At 56.2% G+C, this 24,210-nt stretch carries 18 protein-coding genes and 1 pseudogene; 11 read left to right on the forward strand and 8 right to left on the reverse strand.

From position 1 onward, the window contains the following. Nucleotides 1-96: 96 nt before the first annotated feature. The 4 genes and pseudogenes from mscL to MCM46_05515 all read right to left on the reverse strand — a co-directional run bounded on the left by mscL (nt 97) and on the right by MCM46_05515 (nt 4,785). Nucleotides 97-456: pseudogene (mscL, locus tag MCM46_05500) on the reverse strand (large conductance mechanosensitive channel protein MscL). Between the two features lie 163 nt (nt 457-619). Then, nucleotides 620-1,759, reverse strand: a complete 1,140-nt coding sequence (locus tag MCM46_05505) for a polymer-forming cytoskeletal protein (protein MCG3111264.1) — start codon at nt 1,757-1,759, stop codon at nt 620-622. A gap of 167 nt (nt 1,760-1,926) precedes the next feature. Continuing rightward, nucleotides 1,927-3,408, reverse strand: a complete 1,482-nt coding sequence (locus MCM46_05510) for a VCBS repeat-containing protein (GenBank protein MCG3111265.1) — start codon at nt 3,406-3,408, stop codon at nt 1,927-1,929. A gap of 57 nt (nt 3,409-3,465) precedes the next feature. After that, on the reverse strand, nt 3,466-4,785 hold the full coding sequence (locus tag MCM46_05515; protein ID MCG3111266.1) for an MATE family efflux transporter: 1,320 nt from the start codon (nt 4,783-4,785) through the stop codon (nt 3,466-3,468). 196 nt (nt 4,786-4,981) lie between these two features. Between MCM46_05515 and MCM46_05520 the strand changes: the two genes are divergently transcribed. The 4 genes from MCM46_05520 (at nt 4,982) to MCM46_05535 (ending at nt 11,020) form a co-directional block, all read left to right on the forward strand. After that, nucleotides 4,982-5,767 carry an inositol monophosphatase gene (locus tag MCM46_05520; GenBank protein ID MCG3111267.1) on the forward strand — a complete coding sequence of 262 codons (786 nt, stop codon included), beginning with the start codon at nt 4,982-4,984 and terminating at the stop codon, nt 5,765-5,767. A gap of 344 nt (nt 5,768-6,111) precedes the next feature. Beyond that, nucleotides 6,112-7,326, forward strand: a complete 1,215-nt coding sequence (locus MCM46_05525) for a hypothetical protein (GenBank protein MCG3111268.1) — start codon at nt 6,112-6,114, stop codon at nt 7,324-7,326. A gap of 12 nt (nt 7,327-7,338) precedes the next feature. Beyond that, complete coding sequence (locus MCM46_05530) at nt 7,339-9,540, forward strand: ATP-binding protein (protein ID MCG3111269.1); 2,202 nt, start codon at nt 7,339-7,341, stop codon at nt 9,538-9,540. Further along, nucleotides 9,533-11,020 carry a response regulator gene (locus MCM46_05535; protein ID MCG3111270.1) on the forward strand — a complete coding sequence of 496 codons (1,488 nt, stop codon included), beginning with the start codon at nt 9,533-9,535 and terminating at the stop codon, nt 11,018-11,020. The genes MCM46_05530 and MCM46_05535 overlap by 8 nt, the downstream gene beginning before the upstream one ends. A gap of 184 nt (nt 11,021-11,204) precedes the next feature. On the opposite strand, the gene MCM46_05540 is transcribed toward MCM46_05535, so the two are convergent. From MCM46_05540 to MCM46_05550, 3 genes are all read right to left on the reverse strand, one after another. After that, nucleotides 11,205-12,167: a site-2 protease family protein gene (locus MCM46_05540; protein MCG3111271.1), complete on the reverse strand. Its 963-nt coding sequence runs from the start codon at nt 12,165-12,167 to the stop codon at nt 11,205-11,207. Beyond that, nucleotides 12,157-12,339, reverse strand: coding sequence for a hypothetical protein (locus MCM46_05545; GenBank protein ID MCG3111272.1), 183 nt, complete (start codon nt 12,337-12,339; stop codon nt 12,157-12,159). The genes MCM46_05540 and MCM46_05545 overlap by 11 nt, the downstream gene beginning before the upstream one ends. A 288-nt stretch (nt 12,340-12,627) precedes the next feature. After that, nucleotides 12,628-12,939 (reverse strand): hypothetical protein, encoded by a 312-nt coding sequence (locus MCM46_05550; protein MCG3111273.1) that lies wholly within the window; start codon nt 12,937-12,939, stop codon nt 12,628-12,630. A 280-nt stretch (nt 12,940-13,219) separates the two neighbouring features. On the opposite strand from MCM46_05550, the gene MCM46_05555 reads away from it, so the two are divergent. From MCM46_05555 to MCM46_05565, 3 genes are all read left to right on the forward strand, one after another. After that, nucleotides 13,220-14,026: an outer membrane lipoprotein-sorting protein gene (locus tag MCM46_05555; GenBank protein MCG3111274.1), complete on the forward strand. Its 807-nt coding sequence runs from the start codon at nt 13,220-13,222 to the stop codon at nt 14,024-14,026. A gap of 156 nt (nt 14,027-14,182) precedes the next feature. Beyond that, nucleotides 14,183-15,715 (forward strand): TolC family protein, encoded by a 1,533-nt coding sequence (locus MCM46_05560; protein MCG3111275.1) that lies wholly within the window; start codon nt 14,183-14,185, stop codon nt 15,713-15,715. Further along, complete coding sequence (locus tag MCM46_05565) at nt 15,712-16,839, forward strand: efflux RND transporter periplasmic adaptor subunit (GenBank protein MCG3111276.1); 1,128 nt, start codon at nt 15,712-15,714, stop codon at nt 16,837-16,839. Before MCM46_05560 ends, MCM46_05565 begins: the two co-directional genes overlap by 4 nt. A gap of 27 nt (nt 16,840-16,866) precedes the next feature. Here the strand turns inward: MCM46_05565 and MCM46_05570 are convergent, their stop codons facing one another. Then, a complete protein-coding gene (locus MCM46_05570; GenBank protein MCG3111277.1) occupies nt 16,867-18,261 on the reverse strand; it encodes a carboxypeptidase-like regulatory domain-containing protein in 1,395 nt (464 codons plus the stop codon). 211 nt (nt 18,262-18,472) lie between these two features. Between MCM46_05570 and MCM46_05575 the strand changes: the two genes are divergently transcribed. The 4 genes from MCM46_05575 to MCM46_05590 all read left to right on the forward strand — a co-directional run bounded on the left by MCM46_05575 (nt 18,473) and on the right by MCM46_05590 (nt 24,099). Then, entirely contained in the window at nt 18,473-19,153 is a 681-nt protein-coding gene (locus tag MCM46_05575) for an ABC transporter ATP-binding protein (GenBank protein ID MCG3111278.1), read from the forward strand. 81 nt (nt 19,154-19,234) lie between these two features. Further along, nucleotides 19,235-20,452 (forward strand): ABC transporter permease, encoded by a 1,218-nt coding sequence (locus MCM46_05580; protein ID MCG3111279.1) that lies wholly within the window; start codon nt 19,235-19,237, stop codon nt 20,450-20,452. A 79-nt stretch (nt 20,453-20,531) separates the two neighbouring features. Further along, nucleotides 20,532-23,171 carry a PAS domain S-box protein gene (locus MCM46_05585; protein ID MCG3111280.1) on the forward strand — a complete coding sequence of 880 codons (2,640 nt, stop codon included), beginning with the start codon at nt 20,532-20,534 and terminating at the stop codon, nt 23,169-23,171. A gap of 4 nt (nt 23,172-23,175) precedes the next feature. Beyond that, nucleotides 23,176-24,099, forward strand: a complete 924-nt coding sequence (locus tag MCM46_05590) for a hypothetical protein (protein MCG3111281.1) — start codon at nt 23,176-23,178, stop codon at nt 24,097-24,099. Nucleotides 24,100-24,210: the final 111 nt, after the last annotated feature.

Below are 24,210 nucleotides of genomic sequence, written 5' to 3' on the forward strand. Positions count from 1 at the left end.
ACCCTAGGCCGCAGCCTTCAGCTCCGATGTGCAGTGGGGACACCGGGTTGCCTTGAGCGGAATATCCGACAGGCAGTAGAGGCAGCTTTTGGTCGTCGGCACGGCCGGAGGCGCTTCAGACCGTCGCTTCATTGCATTGATCTGTCGAATCAGGAAAAAGATCGCGAAGGCGACGATGACAAAATCGATTACCTGATTGATAAAAACACCATAGTTGATCGTCGGCGCGCCGGCCGTTTTTGCTTCCGCCAGGGAAGCCAGCGGCTTCCCGGAGAGATTAATGAAGAGATTCGAGAAATCGACCTGCCCGAGAAGCAGGCCGAGAGGCGGCATCATGATATCGGCCACGAACGAATTCACGATTTTCCCAAAGGCCGCCCCGATGATCACCCCGACCGCCATGTCGAGGACATTCCCGCGCATGGCGAATTCTTTGAACTCTTTAAACATGTTCAGTTCTCCTTATTCTGAAGAGATGGACGCGGCCCGACGCTTACTGGAATCGGAATCATATCCTCAGGGTTTATCCCATGTCAATATACAAATGATTGGGTGATATTGGACGGATGACGAAAAGAATTCGATGAAGGGTGGGCGGTCTGAGAACCGCCCTTACCGTTCATGCGGCGGCGTATTGCGCCCTCAAGGTTAAAAGCGCCGCGCCCAACCCGAAGAGAATCGCAAGAAGACTGATGAGACCGCCCGGTCCCGGGATCAGCGTCAGCAGCATATAAAGGAAGAGACCGATGAGTAATCCCCATCCCGGATGTCCTTGCTTCCCCATCCGCTCCAGAATGGCGGTGCCGGCCCAGAGAATGATCCCGATCCGCGCCAGGTAGAGGCTGATAAAGTAGAGGGGAAAGAGGATCAGGGCAAGCGGGATTCCGACCACCGTCGCCAGGAGGGCGATGAGGACGACCGGGGTAACGATCAGCCAGACCAGTCCCCAGCCGAGCGACGCCAACGGTTTCTCCCTCAGCGTGGAGACCACCGCGCGGCTGAACCCGGGAAAGAGAAAGATCAACAGCAATCCGAGGAGGAGGGTCGATACGAAGCTGATCATTTTGAAGAAAAAAATCAGACCGGCCATCACCCCTATCATCCGGCCGGGAGAAAAGTCGAACATCTCATGCGGCGTCCGCCGCATCACCGTCCCGCCGATCTCCGCCCCCTCCGCGATCCGCGCCGGCTGAGGACTCCGGTAGGAGATATCCCCGCCGACCGCTGCCGTCGAGGTAATTTGGAGATTCCCCGCCATCGCCTTTACATTTCCGTGAATCTGATTGGAGATCACGAGATCGCCGGCGGAGATGACGTTCCCTTGAACCGCCGAGGGATCGGCCAGAATGATCCGGCCGCCTGCGATCGTGAGGTTTCTTCCGATGTTGCCCGAGAGGGTGATCTCGCCCCCTGCGATCCGGGCGTCTTGATCGACCTTCCCCTCGATATCGATCTCCCCGCCGGCGGCCAGCAGATCGCCGGAGATCTTCCCTGCGACTCGGACCTTTCCCCCCGCCGCGTAGACGTCGCCATGAACCGTCCCCAAAATCTCGACCACATCCCCAAAAGCAAAATAATCACCGTTCACCGTTTGATCGGCCCGGAGGGTGACGACCCTGTTGGAGCTGTCCGGCGACCCTTCCTCGGCCGCGGCTGAGAGGGGGCGCAAAAAAATTATCCCCAAAATCATCACGACAAAAAACGGCAGAACCCCCTTCACCCACCTTCGTTGAATCCCCTTTCTGATATTCGCTTTCATCGCGCTGCCTCCAAAACCAAAGCCCTCGCCTACCCTCTCCATTTTGATCCCCATCGGCACGCGTGGCAATCCCCCGGATGGGGCATTAAAAATGCCGCGGGCGGCACGGCTCCAAGCGACAGGGCGATGTCTGTAAGTTTTTAGGGGGGAGCGGTTTACGCCCTAGACTAGAAGCTGATGTTGTTGAGGAGGTGAAACTTGTCTTCCGTTTCGCTGAGATAGACCAGGCTGACGCTTTGAAAACCTTGCGGGCTCTGGAAACCCCCGGTGAGAAAGAATCCGGAGATCAGAGTCAGAGGGGTCGTGGTGCCGGTGCTGTGATTAAACTTTCCGATAAACTTCCCGGTGCCGTCTCCGAAGAGAACCAGAATTTCACGTAAAGAGGGAAGGGTCACGGCGATGTCCAACATCGGATTTCCCGGTCGGGTGGGGGTTTCATTAATCCTGTCGAGGTTGAAATCTTCCACGACGATCGCTCCGGGCGGAAAGTCAACGGGGAGATAAACGGCCGGCAAAAACGTCCCATCCCCTGTCCCATTCGAGGTCGAAACTTGGCTGGAGGCCTGATGCGCCGCCGCCAAATCAATAAGGCTGTCTCCGTTCAAGTCCCCCACCGCAAGCGACGTCGGCGGCGATGAGAATGAGACGGAGACCGGTTCGGAAAAGGCGCCGGCACCGTCGCCCGGGAAGACGAGGACATCGCCGGCCCCTTCACGGAGGACGGCCAGATCGAGAAGCTCATCCCCATTAAAATCGGCCGTGACCATCTGAGTCACTTTTCCGCCGACGGCAATGGAAGGCTGCGGACTAAATTGATTCGTGGACCGGTCCTGTAGAAAAAGGATGATCGACCCTTCTTCGGTTCCGACGATCAGATCCGAATTTCGGCTTGCGACATCGCCATGGAACTGCCCGGCGGCCAGGGCCGAGGGGGTTACCCCGCCGGGGAGTAAGTGGGTCGTGACGGTCACCGGGAAAGCGACGTGAGGGCTCCCCGCCTCTCCGGAGATGATCTTGACCGCCCGCTCGTCTCGGCTTCCGATCGCAAGATCGGCAATAAAGGCCTCCGAATTGACAAAATCGCCGACGGTGACGCCGGATGGGTCGCCCAATGAAATCTCGGCCTGTTTTCGAAAGAGGCCGTTGCCGACCCCCAGGAAGACCACCGCGAGATTTCCTGAACGACTCACCGAAACCATGTCGAGCAGGCTATCCCCATTGAGGTCAATCGTCTGCCCCGCGCGGACTGTGTATCCCCCCATGACCAAGCTGCGGGATCCGACCGGAACCGCCGGATCGCTCGACGACTTCGAGGAAGAGGTCATCGTGATCGCCGCAAAACCGATCGCACTCGGATCATCCTGGCTGACCGCCTGGATCGTGGCGGTCGGTCTATTCGAATCGAAATTAGGATCCGATCGATAGAGGCCGGTCGCGGGATTGATACTTCCAGGTCCGTTGATCTGCCAGGTCACCCCTTTGTCAAGGGTCCCGAACACATCGGCCGAAAGTTGCACCTCTCCCCCGGCCGGAAGTTTAAAGAACGTCGGGACCACCGCGACACCGACACTGTCATCCGCCTCCTTCCGGCCGCAGCCGAAGAGCGCAGAAAGAATCAATAAAAAGATAAGCTTTTTTGAAAACGGCATCCCGGCACCTCTTTACTGTAAGAATACTGCCGAGATCCCATTTTGGCAAACGGATGATTACGATCTTTCCTGCTCGATGACACGGATGCTCTGCCACTTTTCGGAGCGATATCGAAGGAGGGTCAACGTCATGCGGACAAACCAATCGACCACCATCACCCCCCAGACGTAAGTGATCCCGAGAGGCTGGACGAAAGAAAAATAAAAGGCGAGGGGAACCCGGATCAGCCAGGCGCCGACGAAGGTGACCGTCAGGAGAAAGCGGGTGTCCCCCGCCCCCTTGAGGGATCCGGAGAGGACCATCGTGATCGCCAGCGGAATCTGAATCAGCGCGACGATCTTCAGGAAGAGGGTCCCTAGACGAACGACCTCCGTATCTTCCGTAAACAGCCGAAGTAATAAATAGGGAAAGAAGAAAAAAACAATTCCCATGGAGGCCATCACCAAGACGGCGAGTCGATTCGCCTCCCAATTCTCAGCCTTCGCCCGCTTGTATTGCGAGGCGCCGATGCTCTGCCCCACGGAGGTGACGGCGGCAATCGCAAACCCGCTTCCGGCCATGAAGGAGAAGGCCTCGATCGCAAGCCCGACCTGATGCGCGGCATAGGTGACCGTCCCATAGACCAGCACGGCCCGTGCGTACGACATTTGGGCCACCTGCTGGACAAGCCGGTCGGCGCAAAAGGGGAGACCGACACGAACGACCTGCCGGATCAAATCGAGGCGAAGCGGGGTTCGGTGGAGAAAACCTTTCTGAAAGGCCCTGATCAAAAGGAAGACGGCGCCGAAGATTTCGGAAATGCCGACCGCAATCGCAGCCCCCCGAACGCCCATCGCCGGGAATCCGAAATGGCCGTAGATCAACGCGTAAGCGATGCCGAGATGGAGAAGATTCACCCCGATAATGGCGACCATCGGAGTTCGCGTATCCCCTCTTCCATGCATGATCGCTGAAAGAAGATCGACTCCGACGCTGACCGGCAAAAAGAGAAAAATATAAAAGAGGTATGCATCGATCAATTTGATGAGCGCCGGCTCCGCTCCGAGGAGGGCGGCCGCTTCCCGGCGGAAAAAAAGCCCGACCCCGCCGATCAAAAAACTGAGCGCAAAGCCGACCCATAACGCGCTGAATGCCGCTTCCGAAGCCCGCTGTCCTCTTTGCGCGCCGACCAGTTGAGCCACGACCACCGTGGTTCCGACCGATAGCCCGGCAATCAAGCTCATCATGAAAACGATGATCAACTGTGAGAGGCCGACGGCTGCAATCGCAGAGGCTCCGAGCCCGCCGACCAAGAAAATATCGGTGGTCGTGACCGCCCGCTCCAAGAGGCTGCTGGCGACCACAGGCAGGGCCAGCGCCAAAATCTTTCGGCGCACCTCTCTTCTCATCGCGGGACAGCCCGGAGATGCTTTTCTGTGTGCAAACGGCGCGGCCGGCAAGACGAAAACGGAGGAAATGGAAGGAAAACAAATCGATCTTTCATGGATGTGAATGATTATATCCGCTTTGGTTCGGATCGGCAACTGATCACATTTTTTTAACTTTCAATATAAAACATGATATATTGCAGCCATGACGGAAATGAAACGCATTCGCGAAGTCGCCCTTCGCGCCGCGAAAAAGGCGGGACGGATCCTCAAGAAAGGACTGGAAGGAGAGGTCACGGTCTCCTATAAGGGGGACCTCAATCTGGTGACCAACATCGATCATCGCTCTGAAGAGGCGATTGTGGCAATGGTCAACAAACAGTTCCCCGACCACCAGGTTCTGGCGGAGGAGGGCCACGATCGAACCGAACCTTCTCCCTTCCGGTGGATTATCGATCCGTTGGATGGAACGACCAACTACTCTCATCGGTTTCCTTTTTTCTGCGTTTCGATCGCGGTGGAGATGCGGGGGAAGGTGCAGCTCGGCATGGTGCTCGATCCCCTTCGGAACGAACTCTTCTTCGCCGAAAGGGGGAAAGGGGCCTTCCTCAATGAGAAACCGATCTCCGTCTCCTCGGCTACCCGCCTGAGTAAGAGTCTTCTTGTCACCGGTTTTGCCTACGATGTTCGAACCGACCCGATCAACAACTTCAATCATTTTATCAATTTCAGCATGAAGGCCCAGGGGGTCCGCAGAACCGGTTCGGCGGCGCTCGATCTTTGTTATGTCGCCTCCGGCCGGCTCGACGGCTTCTGGGAACTTAAGCTCCAGCCATGGGATACCGCTGCCGGAAGTTTGATTCTGACCGAAGCCGGCGGGAAATTGAGCGATTTCTCCGGGAAACCCTATTCAATTTACGATTCGGAATTGCTCGCCACCAATGGAAAAATTCATAGAGAGATGATCGACGTGCTGCAAAAGGTCCGATGAAGACCCCCTGCTGACCGGCAGGCGAAAATGGGGAACCCGCTCCCCTGGCCCTCTTTTTGATCTATCTCGTTTTAATTTCAGTCCATGGATAAGCGGGGAAAGCCCTTGCTGCAGCACTCTGAATACCAGGACAGAGTGACATTTTTTGTCAACTGATGGGTAATTTCGTCCTCTTTTCGGTCTTACTTTTTTCCGGGCATTCTTAAAATTTTTATAAGTCATTGATTTTGAATGGCATAGTTAATCTATCTTACAATACACTGTTGGTATAAAAATTGCTTTTTAGCCATCGACAGCGCTGTTCAGTTTTGTTCAACACATTCGAACTTTTCAGCAGGAGTCAGATGAGCGATAAAGAATCCAGGAAGAATCCCTCTTTTTTTAAACTCACCGTCAATTCATTGGCGCTCTTTCTGGCCGCCATTCGAGACCTCTTTATTTTGTGGTTCCCTGGGATCATCGCTCGCCTCGTGATCCGCAAGGGGGATTATGCCTTCCTCATTCATCCAAGAGATCTCACCGATATTTCGAGAAAGTATCCCTTTTCGTCTTATTTTCCGCCCCACTGGGTCGAACGCGCCACACGGATGTTGTGGCCGATCATCGGCTCCCGCATTACCGGCCTGAAGTCGGCGGACGGGGAGGATAAGACCGGATATATCGTCATCTGTCCGCTGACCCCTGAGCAGATGCACTACAATCAGCGCCTTGCTAAAAAAAGGATCCTTCAAACGGCCCGGTTGGCCGAGAAGCTCGGCTGCGAAGTCATCGGCCTTGGCGCGCTTTCCACCTCCATGAGCATGGGGGGCGAATACCTGACCGACAAAACCAATATCGGCGTCACCACAGGACATGCCTATACCACTTCGGTCATCCTCCAGATGCTGGATGAAATCGCCCACGTCTTAAACATGGACTTGGAACAAAAAACCTTGGCGATCGTCGGCGCGGCCGGCTACATGGGCGTCCCCTGTACGCGGATCCTTTCCGAGAAGAGGAAAATAGGGAAATTACTCCTCGTCGATCGCCCGGCCAAGCGAGTCGCGTTGGATCTTCTGCAGCAAGAAATAAAATCGGTCACCATCGAAGTGGCCACCACCCTTCATAGTCTTCGCCAGGCGGACATCGTCATTGTCGTCACGAATTCGGTCGAGGTTCTCATCAAGCCGGAGCACTTGAAGCCCGGCGCCGTCGTACTCGACGACACGCAGCCCCGGAACACCTCCAAGGACCTCGTCTGGACAAGGCCCGACGTTCTCATCCTGGATGTGGTCGCTCAGGCTCCCGGCGTGGATACCCATTTCTCATTCGGTTTTCCACAGTCCGACGATGTTTTTACCTGCTGCGGCGAGGTGATGATTTTAGCCGCGCGCAATTGGAAAGGACATTTCGCCGTCGGACAATTCGATGACCAGCTCGTCCATCAAATGACCCGATGGAGTGAAGAGATGAAATTTAAAATTGCTCCCCTCAGAAGCTTCAATGAATTGGTCTCTCAAGAAAAGTTAGAGTATATCAAGACATTCCACCAGCCGATGGCCGAGCTCTTTCCCAAGTAGAGCGGGAACAAGATGGACATCCAAAATAGTCTTAGCCTTTTGGCGGGAATCACCAATCTGGCGCTGGGTTTTGTCGTTTGGTCCCGGGGCCGTAAGAACACCCTGAACGCGCTGTACAGTCTGGTGGCGCTGAGTGTCGCCTCCTGGTGTTTCTCGGTGATTCCCTTCCGTTCCGCCGTCGATCCAGTTGAATCGCTTCTCTGGTCTAAGATTTTATATGTCAGCCCGATTTCCATCGTGACCTCCTTCTTGTTCTTCAATTTCACCTTTCTTTCTCAAGAGCGCTCTTCTCGACTTGCCTATCTGCTCCCCCTTGCACCCGCATTGGGGATTCTGGCGCTCACCCTGCTGCCGGAGATGGTCATCCAGGCCGTGCTCCACACCGCCTCCGGCGAAAAGCAAATTGTTTTCGGGCCCGCTTATCCGATTTATTTCATCTTTATCATTGCCTATTTCTGCTGGTCCTTCATTATTCTGAGCAAGCAATATTTCAATTCCTCCGGAATCAGCCGGATGCAGATTCGCTACGTCTTCTTCGGCACATTCATCTCGGCCAATCTCGGAATGATCACCAACTTGATCCTCCCGACCCTCGGCATTTTCTCCCTCAACTGGCTCGGCCAGATCCTCACCATCATTATGAGCAGTTTTATCGCCTATGCCATCGTTCGCTACCGCCTGTTGGACATAAAGATCATCCTCAAACGCACCCTCGTTTATTCCATGCTCTTGATTATCACCTTTTCCGTTTATGTCTTTATGATTCTTTTTTCCCAGAATACCTTGGGGGATAAATCCGAGCCGACCTTCCGGATGTTCCTCTCCGCCCTTTTGGTGGCCATCGGTTTCGAACCGTTGAAGCGCTTCTTTCAGCGGGCGACCGATCGGATTTTTTTCAAAGGCGAGTACGACCAAAAACTCCTCCTCTCCCGGCTTTCCACCATGATGCGGAACACGATCAACCTCGAAAAGCTTTGTAAAGATCTCACCTACACATTGATGACCAAGCTGACGGCGAAGAAGATGGCGATTCTCTTGGTGGAAGAGGAATCCCCTTTTGTCATTATCGGCGCTCAAGAAGGTTTTGACGAAGCCACCCTTGCCCTTTCTTCCAATAATCCTCTGATCGAATATTTCAATATTCAAGGTATTCAGAAAGAACTTCTGGTGTATAATGAGATCGCAAAACAGTCTGAAGAAGATCCCAGCGATCGTGATTTGACCGTGCTGATCCGGGAGATGGAGAAACTGGGCGTCACGCTGGTCGGCCCCATCTATATTAAGGGACGCCTCATCGGTCTTTTCTTTCTCGACGACAAACGGTCGGAAGATATTTATACGGAAGATGAGTTCTCGATGCTGGAGATCATCTTTTCTCAGGCCGGCACCTCCATCGAAAACGCGCGGCTTTATAAACGGGTCCAGGAACAGATGGAAGAGCTGAAAAAGAACCAGAGCGAACAGCTGATGCAGTCGGCCAAGCTTGCTTCCGTCGGAGAACTGGCGGTCAGCGTCGCCCATGAGATCAACAATCCGCTCACCGGCATTCTCGGCTTTACCAGTCTCCTCCTCTCCGAAATGCCCCCTGAAGATCCTCGGACGAAAGATCTGAAAGTCATCGAGAGCGAAGCGTTGCGATCCCGGCAGATTGTCCGTAATCTGCTCGATTTCTCCCGCTCTCACGGTTCCAAAAAAGAGCCGATCGACATCAACGGCCTCATCCGAAATACGCTCACCCTGATTCAGTATCAAGCAAAAACTTCCAACATCAATATCGTCGAGAAGTTTGCAAAGGATCTCCCCCCCGTCCAGGCCGACGCCGATCAGCTCAAGCAGGTCTTCATCAACCTAATTAAGAATGCGTTTGATGCGATGCCCAAAGGGGGCATGCTCACGATCGAGACATCGACCCTCCCGGAGAAACCGCTCATGCTGAACAGGACTTCCCTCCATGAGAGTCCGTCCGAAGAGATGGTCATGATCCAATTCAAAGATTCCGGTATGGGAATCCATCCGGATAATATTCAAAACATTTTCGATCCGTTCTTTACCACCAAAGGCCGCCAAATGGGTACCGGACTCGGCCTCTCCATCAGCTACAACATTATCGAGAAACACGGCGGAAGGCTGGAAGTCGAAAGCGAGCTCGGGAAGGGGAGCAATTTCATGATCAAGCTCCCTGCACTCTCGCATCAAGGGAGCCGAAATGTCTAAAGAGCGGATCTTGGTGGTCGACGACGAGAGGACCATCCTGGAACTGGGCCAGCGTTTTCTCTCCTCTGAAGGATTCGATGTTGAAACCGCCTCTCAAGGGATGCAGGCGATGAAGCTTTTGGAGCAAGGCCCTTATGAAATCCTTCTCACCGATATTCGAATGCCGGGGATGAGCGGCCTGGAGTTGATGAAGATGGCCCGATCGGTCCGGCCCGAAATCATCATGGTCGTGATCACCGGCCACGGAACGATTACCACCGCCATCGAATCGCTCAAAATGGGCGCCATGGGATTTATCCTCAAACCGTTCACGCGCCAGGAGCTCCTCTCCGCCATCCACAACGCCCTCGACAAGTACCGGTTGCGTCAGGAAAACGTCCGGATGAAATCGCTCATGCCGCTCTTTCAGGTCAACCAACAGCTGATGATGCAGACCGATCTCACCCATCTGATGCGCCTGATCGTCGATTTGGTGAAAACGGAACTCAAAGTGGATCGCGCCAGCATCATGCTTCTGAACGAAAAAACCGGCGAACTCGTCGTGAAAGCCACCACCGGCTTCGAGAATTTGGATGAAAACAAGCTAAAAAAACATGTGGGAGAAGGAATCGCCGGATTGGCCGTGGAGAAGAAGCAGCCGATTTTGGTGCAAGGAGGGATCGAAGAAAACCCGGATCTGAAGGGTCTCCTCGACGATGAAAAGGTCGCGTCCGGACTGGCGGTTCCGATCATGATTCGAAAGAAGGTGATCGGCGTTCTGAATCTTTCTAAATTCAACCGCGGCCAGCCGTTGGGGGAGAGCGATCTGGGGCTGATCTCGATCTTTTGCGGACAGGTAGCGGTGGCAATCGAAAATGCGCGCCTCTACCGCGACATCCGGAACAGCTATCTTCGAACGCTGCAAGCCCTTGTCGCCGCCATCGAGATCAAAGACCAATTCAGCAAAGGCCATTCCTCCGGGGTGGCGCAATACGCGGCGGTCATCGGGAAAGCGCTGCAACTCTCAAAGGGCCGGATGCAAGACTTGATCATTGCCGCGATCCTGCACGATATCGGAAAAATCGGCAGCAGCGACGACATTCTAAAAAAGGGGAGCAAGCTCTCCGAGGACGAATTCGAATTAATGAAGTCGCATCCCGGCAATGCCGTCAAAATCCTGGAGACAATCGGCCTTTCCCGGGAAATTCTCTCCTCGATTCTCCACCATCACGAATGGTGGGACGGAAGCGGATATCCGAAGGGCCTCTCCAGAGAAGAGATTCCGCTCTTCTCTCGGATCATTGCCATCGCCGATACGATTGACGCCATGACGACTCCCCGCCCCTATCAACAAGCGGTCACGCTGGCCGAAGCGCGGGACGAAATCCGGCGGTTCAAGGGGAGCCAATTTGATCCGAATCTGGTAGACATTTTCCTGGGAATTGAAGAAAAAACCCTCCTCGATCCGGAATTCTCCGATCTCGATGCCCTTTCAGGATAACCCCGGTACTTCGACAAAAAACCTGATACAACCCAATCGTTTAATAAGTTTGAAATATCTTCAGGCTGCTCAAAAAGTTCCAGATGCGAGGCCGCAGGGAGCGAGGAAACCGCAGCGTACTTTGTTGTACGTGAGGATTTCTGAGCGACTGAGAACGAAGCAGGTGGACTGTTTCAGTAGCCTGCTAGACTTTGAACGGAACCGGCATGAAGGTCACAATAAAGAGGACGATCGATCCCCACCCGATCAATTGATGCTTCAGATCGAGCGGCACATCTTCGTCGATCGTCGGTGGGTGATGAAGGCCCAGGAATGAAATCAAGATCGCCCAGATATACCAGCCGGGCCATCCGATCACTCCCAAGATAATCAGGGTCACAACCATCCCGATCGAGAGGAATCGCTGCTTGCGTCCGAGCAGGGCGTAAGCGATATGCCCCCCGTCGAGTTGACCGATCGGAAGGAGGTTCATGGAGGTCACAAACAAGCCGAACCATCCGGCAAATGCGACGGAACTGAGCGCCACATCATAACCGGCCGGAGGAACCTTCCCGAGGAAATGGGCCAAGAAGGTGAACATCAGCGGATCGCCCAGGCGAAGCAAGGCGTTTCCTTCTTGAATCTCCACAATCCTCGATGAATAAAGGCCGATCCCCACGGCAAAGATGGAGACTACAAATCCGGCGATCGGCCCGGCGGCACCGATGTCGAGGAGGGCGTTCTTTCGGAGAATGGGGGATCTCATCCGGATAAACGCGCCGAACGTTCCGATGCCGAAGGGCGCCCAGGGACCCGGAATAAAATAGGGGAGGGTCGTTTTAACCCCGTAATACTTTGACGTCACGTAATGACCCATCTCGTGAACAAAAAGGATCGACATCAACGTGAATGAGAAGGGAATCCCCTTGACCAGGTCGGCGGGACGGCGAAAGGGCTCTCCCCCCTCCTGGTAGCTTCCCGCCAAAAGGGTGGTAAAAATGGTGATGAGAAAGAGGATGGCAGGAAGAGCAAACCGGGTCTTCTCCTCTTCCCCCGCCGCGATCCAAGACTCCTCCTGCATCGGAGGAGCCATCCCGTTTCCGATCGGGCCGGTGTGGAAAACCTCTTTTACTTCAGGGATCTTTGGTCCTTCGCTTTCATGCTCCATTTCCGCTCGCCTCTCGAACGTCGGTGACATCTTCCATCGGTAGGGTGACCCAGTCGTTCAGCGTTTGAAGATAGACTTCACTCTCGCTCGCGCCGACCAACGTCCCCTTGTAAACGATCCCTTGATAAACGACTTCGACCTGTTTTCCCTGGAGCATTTGTAATCGATCCACCGGGGCGACTCCTTTGGCACACCGATTCTTGTGACTAATTATAATCTTCTCTTCATTCCGCTGGCAAGTTGTATTTCAGAAACGTTGTATTGCATTTGTCCAAGAAGCTGGGTCAAATAACCGTCTCAACGGGGAGAATCCGGAGTCATCCCGATAAGAACTTCCCCATCATCGCCTCAGTTTACCAGATGAATTCTCAACTTGCCACCTGTCGACGGGAAATTGCCTCTGAACGGAGTGGGAGGGGAAAAAGCCTCGGAGATCGCCAGTGCTCAGGGGTAAGGGAAACTAAGTCCGGGACGGGGCGGAAAGGGCGGCGTTCCTTCTCTTTGCGGATCGATCCGCATCATAAATGGAGACTGCCCAGAAGGCGCCGAGCAAGAGCAGTCGCAAGAAGAGATTCCAGCTCATCGGCACCTTCATCCGCAAAATATCAAGATAACTTTCGGGGAGAAGCAAACCGTTCAAGAAGAAAAAGGAAACAAAAAAGGCGATTCCTTTCCCCCAATCCTCATTGTAAAACTGCCCCAGCCCCGGGTGAATCCCGGAGAGGATAAAAGCGATCTGATTTGATTTTCGTTTGTCCGACGTATCGGCCACGGAGCGGCTCCCGTTTTAATCAAAAAGGATTTTTTGATCATAATGACAAAAAGCCCTCCGTGTCAACTTTCTTCGATAGAACTTAGGAAGGGCGATCTCACCGATCGCTCGGGACCGACCGAGGAAAACAGGGGCAAGCGCCGACACGCCCCCATTACCTAGGAGAATCATGGAAGGCAATTTGACGGATGACAGGGTTTTTGATACGCTTCCTCTTCGGCTGCCGGATCAAGGGCCCTCTCCCCATCTTCCGGCAGAGAAAGGAAGTCGCTTTATGACGATGCAACCTGTAATCGGTAGATTCTTTCTCTTTGTTTTTCTCTTGCTCCTCCCCGCCCCCCTCGCAATCGCCCAGGAGGCTCCCCCCAAACAAGGACCCACCGCCGAAGCGATCCTCAAGGCGGCTCACAAGCGGATGTATGGGATCAAGGATCAGACCTCGCAGGTGACCTTCCGGATCGTCGATACCGACGGAACCGAGAAGAAAACAATCTTTCGGCTCTACTGGAAGAATTATGCCGGCCAGGAGAATCTCCACAGCAAGACGCTCCTCGTTACTGAATCGCCTGTGAACGACAAGGGGATTAAGTTCCTTCTCTGGGAACGGGCGCAAGAAAATCAAGCCGACCTCTGGCTTTATCTCCCGGAGTTGCGTCAGGTCAGGCGTCTTCAACCGGGACGGCACAAGCACGATAACGAGCCTGATTCCGATCTTCTTTTTGAAGACATGCACCAGCGTCCTGTCGAATGGGATGAGCATCAACTTCTTCCGGAGAGCGAGGTCCGCGGCGAGCCCTGTTACGTGGTTGAGAGCAAGCTCAAGGATCACCATCTCTATGGAAAGAAGATTCTCCACCTCTCCAAAAACGAGGGAACCCTTCGAAAGGTCGATTACTTTTCCGACGATGGAACCCTGCTGAAGACGCAATGGATCGACTGGCAACAGGTGGATAAATCATATGTATGGAAGGGCTCTCAGGTCGTCAACGCGGAATCTTCCAGAAAGACTTTCGTCGAGGTGAGCGACGTGAAGATCAACGTCGGTCTGCAAGACGACCAGTTCTCCGAAAGAGCCCTCCGGCGATAACACTACGATTTCGGATTGCGGAATGCGGATTTCGGAGGTGGGACAGGAGATGGGGCCTTTCCCTTTCATTTTCTGTTTCCCATTCCGCAATCCGCAATTTATCTCCCCTCTCTCCGTTGAATTTTCATCCTGCATTTGTTATCTTAAGATCCACTTATGCCGAACTTCCCTTCCAGGATCGTGGTCATGCTCTCTTTTACCCTGCTTCTTTTCCCCTTTTTTCAGACATCCTCTCTCAAAGCGGCGGAAAGGACCCCGCAGTCACTCTCACTGACGGAGGCCATCCGCATCGCGCTCGGAAACAACGTCGATCTTAAGGTAGAGCGGGAAAACATCCGTCTCCAGGAATCGGACATTCTCTTCGAACAAGGCCAATTCGATCCAACCCTTCACCTCGATGCCCGCGTCGGCAAATCGGTTCAGGAGAGCACCTCCGTCATCGAAGCCGGTTTTGTCGAGACCGGCCAGGTGGATCAGGAATCCCAGCGGCTGAGCCTCGGACTGAATCAGCGCTTTGGCTGGGGAGGCGATTACGACGTCACCTTTTCACAAAGCCGCTCCAGCGCAACCCTCCAGGAGATCAACCCCACGTTTCGCGGCGAGCCTGTCCTGACTTTCACACAGCCGCTGCTGCGCGGATTCGGGAGGGAGGTCACCCAAGGCCTCCTTCGGATCGCTCAAACCCAACTGCAGATCTCACAGTCGGTTTTTCGATCACAGTTGATGGCGATCATCTTGGAAATCAGCGACGTCTACTGGGATCTGATTTTCCAACGGGAGAACCTCAAAGTGCAGCAACAATCGCTAAGGGCCGCAGAGCAGCTCTTGGAGCTCAACCGAAACAAGGTTGAGCTGGGACTTTTGGCGCCGATCGAAATTTTGGTCGCCGAGGCGGGGGTCGCCTCACGGGTTGAAGGGGTGGTGGTCGCCGAAAAAGGGATCGAGGATACGGAAGACCAACTGCGCCGGCTCCTCAACCTTCCGGAGCAATCGTTCAGCGCCCCGCCCCCTCTTCTTCCGACGGAGGCGCCGATCGACACCCGCATCGAGCTCGACGAGGCATCCCTCCTGACCACCGCGCTGAGAGAACGGCCGGAGATCGAACAGAGTGAGATGGTGCTGAAGAATCGGGCGCTCTCCATCCGGATCGCAGAAAATCAGCTCTATCCCTCCCTCGATCTCGTCGGAAGTGTCGGCCTCAACGGAATCGGCGGAAGTTACTCGACCGAACTCGACCAGATCGAATCGGGCGACTTCTACCGCTGGGAGGCGGGGGTCGTCTTGAGCTTCCCCCTCGGCAACCGCTCGGCGCGGGCCAATGTTCAGAGGGAAAGATCCGAATGGAACCGGGCGACCCTCAATCGAGAACGGACGATCCAGCAGATCACCCTCGAAACCAAAGAGGGCCTTCGGCGGGTGGAGACCGACTACCGCCGGATCGAATCAAACCGGCGCGCCCGGATCCTCGCCGAGCGGCAGCTCTCGGCCGGAAACGAACGGGCAGCGCTAGGCTTGATCAGCAGCCACGACCTTCTGGAATTCCAAACGGAGCTCGCCGACGCGCGGGGGAGGGAGATCCGGGCGATCACCGATTATAATAAATCATTGATCAATCTCGACCGGGTCACCGGCCTCTTATTGGAGCGCTTTAACATCGAGACGGTCCCGGCCGCGGGAGAGAAGCGGTGAGAAAAAAAACGATCGTCCTCACCCTGGTCATCTTTGTATTGATCGCCGGGATTGCGACCTTCCGCGGCAAGGGACGGCACGCGGCGGCCGACGAGGAGATCGTCGTCGTCAAGCGGGGAGATGTCGTCGCCAAGGCGACCGAGACCGGGTCGTTGGAGCCGACCAACATCGTCGAGATCAAATCGGAGCAGGCCGGCGAGGTGAAAAAACTCTTCGTCCGTTCCGGAGATACCGTCGAGGCGGGGCAGCCGCTGGCGAGGATCCAGCAGGAATCAACTCAGGCGCGGCGGGTCGCCGAGGCGCGGGCGACGATCGAGCAGGAACGGCTCAACCTCGAAGAGGCCGAGCGGGAATACAACCGGATGAAGGAGCTCTTCGAGAAGGGGTTCGTCGCCCGAAAGGAGCTGGAGAGCGCCCAGAAGTTGCGTGACAACGCGCAGATCAGGTACGACCTCTCCAAACGCCAGCTTCTCCTCACCCTCAGTGGGAACAAAGCGCTCTATGAGAAATATCTTCAACGGGACTTGACGAGCGATGAACCGGACGACTTCACCATCTACGCTCCCCTCTCCGGGACGGTCCTGGAGCTGAGCGTTTCGGTCGGCGAGATCGTCTCTTCCGGGACCTCCGGTTTTTCGGGGGGGACGACGCTGATGAAGATCGCCGATCTCTCGAAGATGTGGGTGAAAACCAAGATCAACGAAGTGAATATCGGCCAGGTGGAGGCCGGCCAGCCGGCCGAAATCCGCCTCGACGCCATCCCGAACCAGATCTACCAGGGACGCGTCGTCAAAATCTCTCCGAAGGGGGAGAAAAACAACAACATCGTCACCTACGAGGTCACGATCGAATTGGACAACTCCGACCAACGCTTAAGACCGTCGATGACTGCCAATATCGACATCATTACCGATGTCGCCAAAGATGTCCTCTACCTTCCCCTGATCGCGCTGAACCAGAACGACGGGAAGAGTGCGGTCACCCTGCGCCTCCCCTCCGGCGAGGATCAGCTCCGCCCCATCGTCCTCGGCCTTCGGAATGAGAGTGTCATCACAATCACCGAAGGCTTGAAGGAGGGGGATCAAGTTATCCTGCCAAAACGGAATTCCAAGGAACGGGCATAAAGGTGGGGTGGGAGAAACGCCTGAACGTTACAGGATAAAAAGCTGGTCCTGGCCGGCATTCAACGTGCTGGCCTGGCCCTGTACGTCAAAATCGACCGCTCCTGATAAGACGAGGATATCCAGCGCATACACCGTCGAAAAACTTCCGTCCGTGATATAGATAATAAAAACCGACTCGCCCGGGTCGAGCGAGAACTCTCCCAATAAGACCCCCCCTCGGACGATATCAGCGTCAAGCGGTTCCGGATTCGACAGTGGCGCCGTCACGGTAAGGCGGATCGTCCCGATGGAAAAACTTTCCGAGTTCGATCCGATGGTAGGAATTTGGATCAGGCTGGTCAGGGTGAAATCAACCGCGGCCGACTCTCCCGGCGCAAGCGTCGCCACCTGAGCGCCCGCCAAAAAGCCGGAGGTCGCGGCGATCAGGGGGATGTTCTCTCCCGCGTCTTTCAGGACCGATACCCTTTGCAGTTGATAGTTTCCGTTACTGTCGGTGATCGCCAGGTCCCCCCCTCCGAAAACGTAGACGCCGGGAAGAGGGGTACCGGCCGTATTACGGACCGTTCCGCTCACCGATCCCGGAAGGATCCCCATCCGGGCATAAACGGCGGGAAAAAGGCCGGAGAGGGTCGCGGGATCATCCGGATCCGGCCCAAGAGAACCGGCATACGGTCCCGCGGTCAGCAAAATCCCCTTCCCCGGACGCTCCTGCCAGCCGAGTGCGGTGAATTCAAAAAGCCGGATATCGGCGTCTTGAAGATCGTCGGCGGTGAGATTTGAAGGGGGCTGGGTCATCAGAGCGGCGCCGAACCCGGCGTTAAAGACCACTTCGGTCGACGCGCTCAGATCCGCCCCGGCCAGCGGGGTGGCGCCGTCGGGGAGCGGAACCGGAAGATTTTGGGCGGTATGATAAGAAGTAAGGGTGACATTCGGGACATCTTCATTTAAAGCGCCGGCCGGGACCACTAACTCCGAGCCGTCCGTCGTCAAAGTCCCTCCGGAGGCGGTAAGGATCACAGACGTTTCGTCCTTCCGCTGGAGAGAAGCGCCGGCATACGTCAGGCCTGAAATGGCGATCTCTTTCGTCGTGGAGGTATAACCTTCCTTGCTCATCGTCAGCGTGACGGTCGCCCCAACGGGAACCTCCGGAATTTCAAAACTTCCATCCGAGTTTGTTTGGGCCGTCAGGATGTCGGTCTTCGCCAGTCCGGGCTTTTCCGCGGTCACCACCTCCGCGGTAATCGTGGCGCTCTCCGCCACCTTGGTCTGATCGGTCCCCGCCGTCTCCAAAATGACGCCTCGCAGGGTGGTCGTTTCCGGGGATGTCGGAGACGCGTCGGAACTTCCGCCCCCCCCGCCGCAGCCGGCGAGTAGAAACCCTGCGGTCAAAACCACGGACAATATGCGATCGAAGTGTTGCACAAAGCACCCCTTTCCGGGAGATCTGAGCACGTTTTTATTTAAAATTCCTGGATGGAATAATTACATCTTTCTTTACCCAATGAAGTATACCTCAAAGTGATTAAGCGTCAATGACCGGATCGGACACGCCACATCGATCAAAATTGAATTTTCATCCTCCTTTTGTTATTCTAACTTCGGCACCACACTTTCTAGCCGGCACCGAGCCATGCTGATCCAAGTGAAAGAGGTCACCAAAACCTACCAAATGGGAGAGGTCGCGGTATGCGCCCTCGCCGGGATCAGCTTTACGATCGACAGCGGCGATTTTATTTCGATCATCGGGCCTTCCGGGAGCGGGAAAACGACCCTGCTCGATATCCTCGGTTGCCTCTCCCGCCCGACCTCGGGAACCTACCTTCTGAAGGGAGAGGAGACCCAGCATCTTTCCGATCCCGACCTGGCGCGGGTGCGCAACCGGAAAATCGGCTTCGTCTTTCAGACGTTTCATCTTTTAGGCCGCCAGACCGCCCTGGCGAACGTGGCGCTCCCCCTCTTTTATGCAGGTCTTCCGCAAGAAGAACGGACGGCCCGGGCGAAAGAAGCGCTGGCCAAAGTCGGCCTGGCCGATCGGATCCACCACCGGCCGAACCAGCTCTCCGGCGGACAGCAGCAGCGGGTGGCGATCGCGCGGGCGCTGGTCAACCGCCCGGACATCATTCTGGCCGACGAGCCGACCGGAAATCTCGACTCGAAATCGGGCCATGAGATCGTCGACCTCCTTCGCCAGCTCCATCGGGACGGCCACACCATTATCATGGTGACGCACGACAAAGAGCTGGCCGATTCGGCCGAGCGGACCATCGTATTAAAAGACGGCCGGATCGTGGATGATGTGAAACGGAATTCGTAGGGGCGAGGGGGCGCCTCGCCCGGATCCGCTCACAAAAGAAGGGCGACCCACGGGTCGGCCCTACAAATAAGGGACTTCTTCATGAATTTCTTCGAAATCTTTACCGATGCCTTCAAGAATCTCTCGACCAATAAGCTCCGCTCCGGGCTGACGATGCTGGGGGTCATCATCGGCGTTGCGGCAGTGATCGCCATGTCGTCGATCGTCGAGGGGGGCCAGAAAATGACTGTCGAGATGATCGAAAAAATGGGGACCAACCTCCTCTCGATCCGTCCCAAGAAGTTGAATGAAGAGGAGCTCCGCCAATTCCCGGGCCGCTCCAAAGGGCTCCGTTACGGCGACATCGAGCAGGTCAAAGCGATGGTTCCCTACGCCGAGCAAGTCACGCCGGTCATCAACTTCCAATCCCACCTTAAATACGGCGACCGCGATTACAGCGGCATGGTCGAAGGGGTCCTCGAGACCTACCGGGAGATACGAAACTACGACGTCGATCGGGGCCGGTTCCTCGCCGCGGAGGACAGCGCTGAATTCAAAAAGGTGACGGTGCTCGGGACCGAGATCGTAAAAGAGCTCTTCGGGAGCGCCGACCCGCTCGGCCAGGACGTCAAAATCGGCGATCATCGCTTTATCGTCGTCGGCATCCTGGCGGAGAAAGGGAGCCTGCATGGGATCAATTACGACGAGACGGTCCTGATCCCGGCGACAACGGCGATGAAGCTCTTCAAGGGAAACGATGAGCTCAACTCCTTCATCGTGAAGGTGGACGAGCGGCGAAACATGAAGAAGACCGACGCGATGATCAAGTCGATCCTCCTGCAGCGGCACGACGGGGTCGAAGATTTCGTGATTCGAAGCCAGGACGAGCTGGTCCGAAACACCGAGCTGATTATCTTTACCTTTCGTGTGATCTTGGGCGGCACCGCCGCCCTCTCGCTCCTGGTCGGCGGGATCGGAATCATGAACATCATGCTGGTCACGGTCACGGAGCGGACCGGCGAGATCGGACTGCGCAAAGCGATCGGTGCGAGCCGCCGGGCGATCTTGACCCAGTTTCTGATCGAGTCGGTCGCCATCAGCCTCATCGGAGGGATCATCGGAATTCTGCTCGGCGCCAGCCTCGGCCTCGGCTTCGGCTGGCTCGCCAGTCGCGCCATCACCGGGTGGAACGCCGTGCTCCTGCCGAGCGCCGTCTTCCTAGGCTTCTTCTTCGCCATGGCGGTCGGAATCACCTTCGGCCTCTACCCGGCCTTTAAGGCGTCGAACCTCGATCCGGCCGAGGCGCTTAGATATCAGTAGGTATATTCAGGGTGGATCAAACAAAAAAGTCATGTTATGATTGCGCCATTCTTTTAGACAACTCTCCAAGGATCTTTCAATGACCGAGCGATTCAAGCCGGAAGAGGCGCTTCAACATCGAATCGGCATTGAAAAACAGATTACGGCCATCTCCACCTACTTCATTAACCTTCCCCCGGAAGAAACCGACCACGGGATCAGCTGGGCCCTCAAAACGATCGGCGAGTTCGCCGGGGACGACCGCAGCTATCTCTACCTTTTTACCGATCAGGGGACCAGGATCGAGAACACCCACGAGTGGTGCGCCGAAGGAATCGCCTCGATCATCGACAATGTCAAAGGACTCTCGGTCGACATCTTTCCTTGGTGGATGGACCAACTCCGCCGTTTTGAAAGCATCCATATTCCCCGCATCGCCGACCTTCCTCCCGAAGCCGCGGCCGAAAAATCGATTTTCGAGCAAGACGGCGTCCGCTCGGTTCTTTCGGTCCCGGTCACCTACGGCGGCGCCTTGGTCGGCTTTATCGGCTTCGACTCAATCCGCGCCGAAAAGAGGTGGGCCGAAGCGGACATCCGCCTCTTGAAGATGGTGGGGGAGATCATCTCCGCCGCCCTGGAGCGCAAGCGGTTGGAGGAGACCCGGCGGGCCACATTGGCCTACATGTCGGCGATGCAGCAGATCTCCGAAATCATCGAGCAGACGAACGACGTGGAAGAGATGATCACCCGGGTCATCGAGCGGATCCGCCAGATCTTCAACGCGGACCGCGCATGGCTTTTTTATCCGTGCGATCCGGACGCCCCCACCTGGCGCGTCCCCGTCGAGAGCACCGTTCCGGAATATCCCGGCGCGTTTGCCAAGAACGTTGAGCTTCCTTTCGATGCGGTGGTCCGGGAGATGTGCCGGTCGTCCCTCGATCAGGCGGAGCCGGTGACCTATGGGCCCGACCGGCCGATCCCGGGAAACCCGGCGTGGCAAAAAGATTTTTCGATCCAGTCCCATATCTCCACCGCCCTTCGGCCCAAGCTCGGCAAACCGTGGATGCTCGGTCTGCACCAATGCTCCCATCCGCGCGTCTGGTGCCCGAACGAGAAGCGGCTCTTCAAAGACCTCTCCCGAAAAATCGCCGACGCGCTCGATAACCTGATTCTCTATCGGAATCTGCGTCGATCGGAGGAGCAGTACCGTTCGGTCGTGGAAAATGTAAAGGAGGTCATCTTTCAGGCCGACATCCACGGCTGCTTTCAATTTCTCAACCCCGCCTGGGGGACGATGACCGGCTTTTCGGTCGAGGCCAGCCTCGGCGCCCCTTTCTGGAAATACGTTCACCCTCCCGACAAGCGAAAAAATGAGGAGCACCTCCGCTCGCTGACGACGGGGAAAAAAGAGTCGGCCCGGTATGAGACCCGCTACCGGACGAAGGAGGGAGGGGTTCGCTGGATCGAAACCTACCTTCAGACCGCCCGCGACGCCAAGGGCGCTTTGACCGGACTCTTCGGCACCTTGAACGACATCACCGAACGGAAACAGCTGGAAGATCAGCTCCGGCACGCCCATAAGCTGGAAGCGGTCGGCCAGCTCACCGGCGGGGTCGCCCACGAATTCAACAATCTCCTCACGGCGATCACGGGAAGCCTCGATCTCGTTCTCGATCAGCTTCCTCCCGGCGGCGAATTGCACGGCCTCGTAAATACGGCCGAACAGGCCGCCTGGCGAGCGGCCTCGCTCACCAAACAACTCCTCTCATTCAGCAGGCGAAGTCCGATCGACCGGCGGCCGCAAAATCTCGGGATGGAAGTCAAAGAGGTGGCGCGTCTTCTCCGGCAGGCGATCGACCGGCGAATCCGGATGGAGATCGACGTCGCCGCCGATCTTTGGCCTGTATTGGCCGATGCGGGGGAGATGAACCAGCTGATGATGAATCTTTGCGTCAACGCGCGCGATGCCCTGTTGGAGAAGATCGAAAAAAATGCGGACGCTTCCGCGCCGTCCGACTGGGAGCCGCGGATTCTGATTCGCGTCGAAAATATGATCGTCGATGACGCGCATTGCCAAGCGCACCCCAACGCCAAAAGCGGCGACCATGTCCGGCTCTCCATCTCCGACAACGGCATCGGAATCGATGAAGAGATTCGCCACCGGATCTTCGAGCCCTTCTTCACCACCAAGAAGGTCGGGCGGGGGACCGGGTTGGGGCTGTCGGCGGTCTACGGAATCGTCGCCGCGCATCAAGGCTGGATCGAATTGGAGAGCGCGAGAGACGAGGGGACCCGGTTCTCGATTTATTTTCCTCGGACAAAGCAGGCCCCGATTTCATCGATTGCTCCCTCGTCCGAAAAACCGGCCACGGGCGGCGGAAAAACGATCCTTTTCGTGGATGACGAAGAGGCGATTCGCGATCTGGGGAGAGCGATTCTGGAGCAAAAAGGTTATCAGGTTCTGACGGCGGGGGACGGCAGGGAGGTGATCGAGATCTTCTCCAAAGAGAAAGAAACGATCGACCTGGTCATTCTCGATGTGATGATGCCTCATCGATCGGGGGGAGAGGTCCTCCGCCAGCTACGTCAAATCGACCCGAAGCTGAAGATCATCATGTCGAGCGGCCACCGGACCGATCACTCCTTCGACTTCACGAACGTCCTCTTCCTCCCGAAGCCCTACCGCCCCGATGACCTTCTTCGGAGGGTGATGGAAGCGCTTCAGCAGCCGTGGGAATAATCCGATGCTTCACATTCGGCCCGGTGATGATATCCTCCCGAAACTGAAGGAAGCGGGCCTCCCCGGCGAATTCATCCGGTGGGCTGATGCGCTCTGTCAGGGACCGACTCCGGCCGGTCTGCCCCCGGAGGAATGGCGAACACTCCGCGCGCGGTTCGCCGCGGAGAACGGCTACCTTCCTTTCGATAAAGCCCTCCCGTTTCTCGCCGAACAGGATCAAAACCTAGAACGCTTCCGCGAACATGACCGGGTGCTCCTCTGGTTCGAGCACGACCTCTTCTGCCAGATCAATCTCATCTACCTGCTCGACTGGTTCTCCCGGCAAAAGCTGGGCAAAACGAAACTCTTCTTAATCTGCATCGGAAAACATCTCGGCCATTTAAGCGGCGAAGAATTAACCCGGCTCTTTGGAACCGAACACGAGGTGACTGCGGCGGAGTTCGATCTCGCCCGCCGCGCCTGGAGCGCTTTCTGCTCCCCCGACCCGAGCGGGATCGAGCGGCTCCTTCGCGACGGCACCGCTCCCCTCCCCTTCCTCCATGACGCCTTGCTCCGTCATCTCCAAGAGTTTCCCTCACGGAAGAACGGGTTGAACCTGACCGAGCAATGGGCGCTCGAGGTGATCGCCTCCGGGGAAAACCGGCCCGATCGAATCTTCCGGGAGGTCAATCGCCGCGAGAAGGTCTTCTGGATGACCGACCTGATCTTCTACGCCGCGCTCAAGCGGCTCACCGCAGGCCCCTCGCCGCTCCTCACGATGGGACGGATGTTTGAGGTCACCGGCAGCGGCCGGGCCGTCCTCGCCGGCCACGCCGATTCGATCGGGCTGAACGGGATCGACCGCCGGCTCGGGGGGGTTCATCTTCATGGGAGCGAACCGGCCTGGCGCTGGGATCAGGACGATCAGCGGCTGATCGTATTGTCCTAAGCGGCAGAATTTCGAATCGCTCTTCGGCATTCCGGCGACGGGCCCCGTTGAAATCCGGGCCTCGATTCGGTTATCATCCCACCGGGATGAAGCAAGCGAAAACCGATCGGC

This window comes from Candidatus Manganitrophus morganii (assembly GCA_021651055.1).
GTDB lineage: Bacteria > Nitrospirota > Nitrospiria > SBBL01 > Manganitrophaceae > Manganitrophus > Manganitrophus morganii.

Bases quoted from the DNA above. Each gene is read 5' to 3' on its own strand.
- MCM46_05510 (MCG3111265.1), bottom strand. From the start codon at position 3,408: ATGCCGTTTTCAAAAAAGCTTATCTTTTTATTGATTCTTTCTGCGCTC.
- MCM46_05520 (MCG3111267.1), top strand. From the start codon at position 4,982: ATGACGGAAATGAAACGCATTCGCGAAGTCGCCCTTCGCGCCGCGAAA.
- MCM46_05530 (MCG3111269.1), top strand. From the start codon at position 7,339: ATGGACATCCAAAATAGTCTTAGCCTTTTGGCGGGAATCACCAATCTG.
- MCM46_05580 (MCG3111279.1), top strand. From the start codon at position 19,235: ATGAATTTCTTCGAAATCTTTACCGATGCCTTCAAGAATCTCTCGACC.
- MCM46_05535 (MCG3111270.1), top strand. From the start codon at position 9,533: ATGTCTAAAGAGCGGATCTTGGTGGTCGACGACGAGAGGACCATCCTG.
- MCM46_05560 (MCG3111275.1), top strand. From the start codon at position 14,183: ATGCCGAACTTCCCTTCCAGGATCGTGGTCATGCTCTCTTTTACCCTG.
- MCM46_05590 (MCG3111281.1), top strand. From the start codon at position 23,176: ATGCTTCACATTCGGCCCGGTGATGATATCCTCCCGAAACTGAAGGAA.
- MCM46_05505 (MCG3111264.1), bottom strand. From the start codon at position 1,759: ATGAAAGCGAATATCAGAAAGGGGATTCAACGAAGGTGGGTGAAGGGG.
- MCM46_05585 (MCG3111280.1), top strand. From the start codon at position 20,532: ATGACCGAGCGATTCAAGCCGGAAGAGGCGCTTCAACATCGAATCGGC.
- MCM46_05555 (MCG3111274.1), top strand. From the start codon at position 13,220: ATGCAACCTGTAATCGGTAGATTCTTTCTCTTTGTTTTTCTCTTGCTC.
- MCM46_05525 (MCG3111268.1), top strand. From the start codon at position 6,112: ATGAGCGATAAAGAATCCAGGAAGAATCCCTCTTTTTTTAAACTCACC.
- MCM46_05540 (MCG3111271.1), bottom strand. From the start codon at position 12,167: ATGGAGCATGAAAGCGAAGGACCAAAGATCCCTGAAGTAAAAGAGGTT.